Source organism: Arcticibacterium sp., from assembly GCF_055134445.1.
Window position 1 is genome coordinate 1 of the sequence record NZ_JBSRVI010000039.1, and the last position, 5,146, is coordinate 5,146.

Consider the following 5,146-nt stretch of genomic DNA (forward strand, 5'->3'; position numbering starts at 1 on the left):
ATCGAAATCTATTATCAAAAAGGTCATGAGTACAACCTCGATCGGTTCATGGATTCGTACAAAGACGGACTCACCTATTTCTCTGAGACCTATGGCAATTTCCAATTCCGCCAAATGCGATTATTGGAGTTTCCGAGATATGCAGGATTTGCCCAGTCCTTTCCCAACACAGTTCCCTTCTCAGAAAGCTTTGGATGGGTGGCGGACTTCAGCGATCCGAATAGCTTTGACTATGTCTACTATGTGACCGCTCACGAACTTGCACACCAATGGTGGGGACATCAGATCACCCCAAATTATACCCGAGGTGCGAATTTAATTTCAGAAGCCTTGGCTGAGTTTTCGGCTTTGATCCTGACGGAAAGGAAGTACGGCAAAGACAATATGAAGCGGTTTCTGAAAGACGAATTGGACGATTATCTGAGAGGAAGATCCAATGAGAACAAAAAGGAAAACGTCTTCATCAATTGCAATCGTCCTTACCAATGGTACAACAAGGGAAGTTTGATTTTGTACGGACTTCGGGATTTGATCGGTGACCAGGCAATCGACAGCGCGCTGTATAAGTTCAATGCTGAGTTTGGATTGAAAACCACTCCCCCATTCCCGGGAAGCAGTGATCTCTACAGACATTTGGAAGCATACACTCCGGATAGTTTAAAGTATTACCTGGATGATACCTGGAACAAAATCACGCTGTACGACAACAAGGCGGATGAAGTCACTGCTACCAAAATCAGTGAAGGTGAATATGATGTGACTATCAAACTCAGGTCTCAGAAGCTTTACGCAGACTCAGCAGGGGAAGAATCCAATGCAACTTATGCCGGAGACTACATCGATATCGGGATTTTCGCAGCCGAAGATAAAGATCAGAATGGCAGAGATCGGGTCAATCCGCTTTACATTCAGAAGTATAAAATCAAACCAGGCGAAACGACTTTGACGATTCGTGTGAAAGGCGAACCTGTAAAAGCAGGAATCGATCCATACAGTAAATTGATCGATCGGGCTCCGGATGATAATATGATTTCGGTAGAACTGGAATAAATGAAAAGGCCCGGTCAACTGATCGGGCCTTTTTAAATAGTATTAAGCGACCATGCTTCACCTATTCGGTATCGACCACGAGCGTCTCACCTTTAAGCAGCCAGGTAGAAGGTTTCGATTCACGGATATGGAAGGAAAAGTGGGGAAAGAGATTTTTTTAGAAAATATACCCCGTACAGGGTATTGTGGTGAAGGGTTTAGTTGGGATATTGGGGATCAGAAAAAAGGGGGAAAGCGTGTCTATAGGGCCAGAATTAAGAAATAGATCCGGAAAAAACTTGACAAAAAATAAGTTATTCCTCATAGTAGGTGCGACCGTGCAAACCGACAGACATCGACCAGAAATGCCAGCCGCACATTTTAGCACATTTGGTTTTGCCCGACACACATGCCGACCCTTCTCAAAACCAAAAGAGCTAAAATTTACCCATCGCACCGACTGACATTCCGAAAATTAGTATTACATTAGACCTGTTTTGTCAAAATACATATTGTCTTATGAGTAACTTTGGTGACTTAATACGAATAGCGAGAGAAGAAAAAAAATTGTTTCTTCGACAAGTTGCTGCCGAACTCGACATTGACCAAGCCATCATTAGCAAATTTGAACGAAACGAACGAAAGCCTACAAAAGAACAGGTTTTGAAATTCGCTAAGTTTTACAAACTCGATAAGGAAACATTATTAATTGAGTGGTTAAGCGACAAGGTCGCTTATGACTTGCAAGACGAGTATTTGGCGGACAAAGTTTTAAAGGCTGCTGAGCAGAAAATCAAAAACAAGAAAAAGTAATGCCTAACTATATGATGAAACATAAGACAACAGAAGTTATTATTTATTTCCCAAATGGCAATATTTACGAATATTTTAAGACATGCAACTAATAGAGACTACATTTAACAACTTTCGTTGTTTTAAAGAATATCAAATAAAATATGGTATTCAAACAACTGTTTTTATTGGAAAAAACGGTACAGGTAAATCAAGTATTTTGTCAGGCATTAGGAGAGGCTTGAGTTTTATGTTTGCTAAACCAAAAAACTTTCGGAAAAACTTAGCTATTTCTAATAATGCTAAAGTGAAATCCTTTGGTAGTTTGGAAGCTAACTTCGACATTTTGAGGTCGTTTAGTTACCCAATAAAAAATGATTTCAAAGGCAATTTTAATAATGCCTCTATTAATTGGTCACTACTAAAAAAAACAATGAATGGAGGTTTAACAACCACACAATATAGTGAGGCCTTAAATACTGTATTAAACTACTATAATGATAATCCAAAAGCTGTTCTTCCTGTACTAACAGTATTTGCTGATTCTTTCCCCCACGAAAAAATAAATTTTGGAACAAGGGTAAAAAAAATCATTAACCAAGATGTATTACCAAGGGATTTAGGTTATTACGGTTGGGATGAAAGAACAAGTTGTATTGAATTATGGCTTAGTCGATTTTTCAAAGTTTCTAATTTTGAAAAGGATTTGAACGATGAAATAACAGCAATTAAATCACAAATCAATTTATGGGAAGGAAAATTTAAGGATGCTGAAGGCAATGACAATTCTAAACTAAACAGTATTCATTCGAGCATATCTAAATTGAAAGAGAGACTAGGTTATTTGCGCAGTGATGAAAGAGGAAATAGATTTAACAATGAACGCCTATTTATTGAAAATAAATTAATGGAATTTACCAAGTCTGTTTCTGAAGACTATGATTTTATTAATAAGGAATTTGAATTATATAGATTAGCAGTTAATAGACCTGAGAAGAAAAACTTTACACTTGAATTTTCATTTAAAGATGGTAGAATAATCGCTTTTGAAACACTGCCTATGGGTTACAAGAGGATTTTCTCTTTGGTTCTTGACTTAGCTTATCGCTCTTATATTCTAAATGAAAACATAGAAAGCAATGGAATAGTGTTAATAGATGAAATTGAACTGCACCTGCACCCTACATTGCAACAAGAAATATTGCAACGATTACAAAAAACTTTTCCTAAAATACAATTTATTGTTACAACTCATTCTCCATTAGTTATTTCCAATTTTAAAGTCGATGGAAAAAATAAAATTATCAAGTTAGAACACGATGGTAATACTTATTCTAATGAAGATGTAGAAAATATATTTGGTCTTGATTACTCAACCAATCTATCTGAAATAATGGAAGTCGCACCTCGTTCTTCTACTATTGATAAATACATTAATGCTTATTTGATTTTATTAGGTAAAAAGAAGGATAAAGAAGCAGATTTAATGCTCCAAAAGCTTAAAGATTATTTGGGCGGAGAAATTCCCAACTTGTTACAAAAAGAAATTGATAATCAAAAGAAAGCCTATTTGTAATATTATGAAGTATATTGACAAATCCGTTAACGAAACAGCAGGAAAACTAGTTGTAAATACCCTATTGGAAGATAGTTGGGATGTATTAGATAATTGTTATAAAGGAGCTGATTACGAAGGATTGTGCAAGCCTAAGTATCGTGGTCAAATATTGCAATTGATGTTAAATGAGCAAAGTAGTTTATGTTGCTATTGCTTAAAGGAGATAGTTTCAGCCGATACAACATTAGAGCATATAATTCCTAACAGATTAAAAGTCGCTGATTTTGCTTCTTATTTAGTTACGAATGAACTATCTAATAATGTAATGCACAAGGACGTATTTGACAGGAATAAAAAAGTAATTCCTCCAGTACTATACCCACACGACATCGCTTACCACAATTTAATTGCTTCTTGTGACAGTAATACTCATTGTAATAATTATAGAAGCGATAAGAAAATTGAGCCGTTCATTTTCGATGTAAATATTGAAAACCTTGTTGAATATGATAAAGCAGGCAACGTATCATCCGTTCAATATGAAGAAGATTTACAAAAGTTGGGTTTATTAAATTCCAATAGTCCTCTAAAACTTATTAGAATGATTTGGTACAAATTAGCAAACACATTCACTAACATTAATGAAATAACATTAGACATAATTGATGATATTATTTATGAGCTAATATTACTTTTTGACGGAACAAAAATAGTAGAAAACTTCACACAAGCTCCATCTTACAAGGACGATGTTTTAAAATATAAATGGTTCTTCAATTATTATAAGAACGTTTAAAACAATTACCAAATGACAGCTCCTCACAGTCATACACATTTGCAAGCCACACAACCCTATACTCAAACCCAAGCTTGCAAAAAAATATGCCTACTCAACCGCACCACCGACAGACAAACATTCGACAGAAAAGAACAACGAAGGCATAACAGCACCTACCCAAAATTGGCGGTTCTGTGGTTAAATCAGGCTATGTGCTTCTATCAAAGTTTGTGCTTAGTTGATAGTGGAGTGCTTTGAAATCGCCACCTTCGGTTAGCTGAATCCCGTTACCAGTAATGCTATGACGACCCTCCCAGGCGTAGTCAGATCATTCCAGCGACTGGGTTTATCCTCGATAATCATCGGAAATAAAACTATCCATCTGGGATTATTAATCCATGAATCGCAAACTATTCCTTCCTTATCAGCTGGACCGCATCCAATCGTATTCTTGCTTTTTTCATCAAGTCAGACAAGGTGCTCCGCTCTTCCATCGCAGCCTGAATTTCGTCGATCCTGATGTCTTTGTTCTTTTTTTGTAAGGCGGTCAACCGATTGATTTCATGATCCAGCGTACGTTTCATTCGCTCTAAACTCTTTTTTATTTCTTGAAAGCCCATTTCATCCGCTATTTCTGTCGCAGATGAAATCATAGCAGGCAGCATGGTTTCTACAAACGCATCATTTTCCAGCAAGGCTTCTATGCTACCTGGCACTATGCTTTTATTGAGCATGGCAACAGAATATCTGTCTGTGACTTCTTCTCCCATATGGTCCACCACAACTCTCAGCGGCGTATCTGCGAGGAAACGGTCTATGTCCATACGTTGCTTTCCAGCAGTTTCAAGCACAAAAATCAACTCAAGTAAAAGACCGGGACTGCCGGTGCCCCGAATCAATCCACAGCTCGCGCTACCGATGGTTGAGCTGAGCACCCTGTCGATGGCGCCTGTTGCCATGGGATGATCCCAGGTAATAAAGCTTACATC

The 5,146-nt window shown here is 37.3% G+C and carries 5 protein-coding genes and 1 pseudogene; 5 read left to right on the forward strand and 1 reads right to left on the reverse strand.

What is annotated here, in order from left to right; genetic code table 11:
- The 5 genes from ACTBZY_RS06015 to ACTBZY_RS06035 all read left to right on the forward strand — a co-directional run.
- A partial coding sequence (locus ACTBZY_RS06015; RefSeq protein ID WP_463045443.1) for a M1 family aminopeptidase occupies nt 1-1,050 on the forward strand: 1,050 nt, incomplete at its 5' end.
- A 52-nt stretch (nt 1,051-1,102) separates the two neighbouring features.
- Complete coding sequence (locus ACTBZY_RS06020) at nt 1,103-1,315, forward strand: hypothetical protein (protein WP_463045444.1); 213 nt, start codon at nt 1,103-1,105, stop codon at nt 1,313-1,315.
- A 233-nt stretch (nt 1,316-1,548) separates the two neighbouring features.
- Nucleotides 1,549-1,842, forward strand: coding sequence for a helix-turn-helix domain-containing protein (locus ACTBZY_RS06025; RefSeq protein ID WP_463045445.1), 294 nt, complete (start codon nt 1,549-1,551; stop codon nt 1,840-1,842).
- Nucleotides 1,843-1,924: 82 nt separating this feature from the next.
- On the forward strand, nt 1,925-3,397 hold the full coding sequence (locus tag ACTBZY_RS06030) for an AAA family ATPase (RefSeq protein ID WP_463045446.1): 1,473 nt from the start codon (nt 1,925-1,927) through the stop codon (nt 3,395-3,397).
- Between the two features lie 4 nt (nt 3,398-3,401).
- On the forward strand, nt 3,402-4,175 hold the full coding sequence (locus ACTBZY_RS06035) for a hypothetical protein (protein ID WP_463045447.1): 774 nt from the start codon (nt 3,402-3,404) through the stop codon (nt 4,173-4,175).
- 392 nt (nt 4,176-4,567) lie between these two features.
- On the opposite strand, the pseudogene ACTBZY_RS06040 reads toward ACTBZY_RS06035, so the two are convergent.
- Nucleotides 4,568-5,146 (reverse strand): annotated as a pseudogene (locus ACTBZY_RS06040) (RNA polymerase-binding ATPase); the annotation flags it as partial.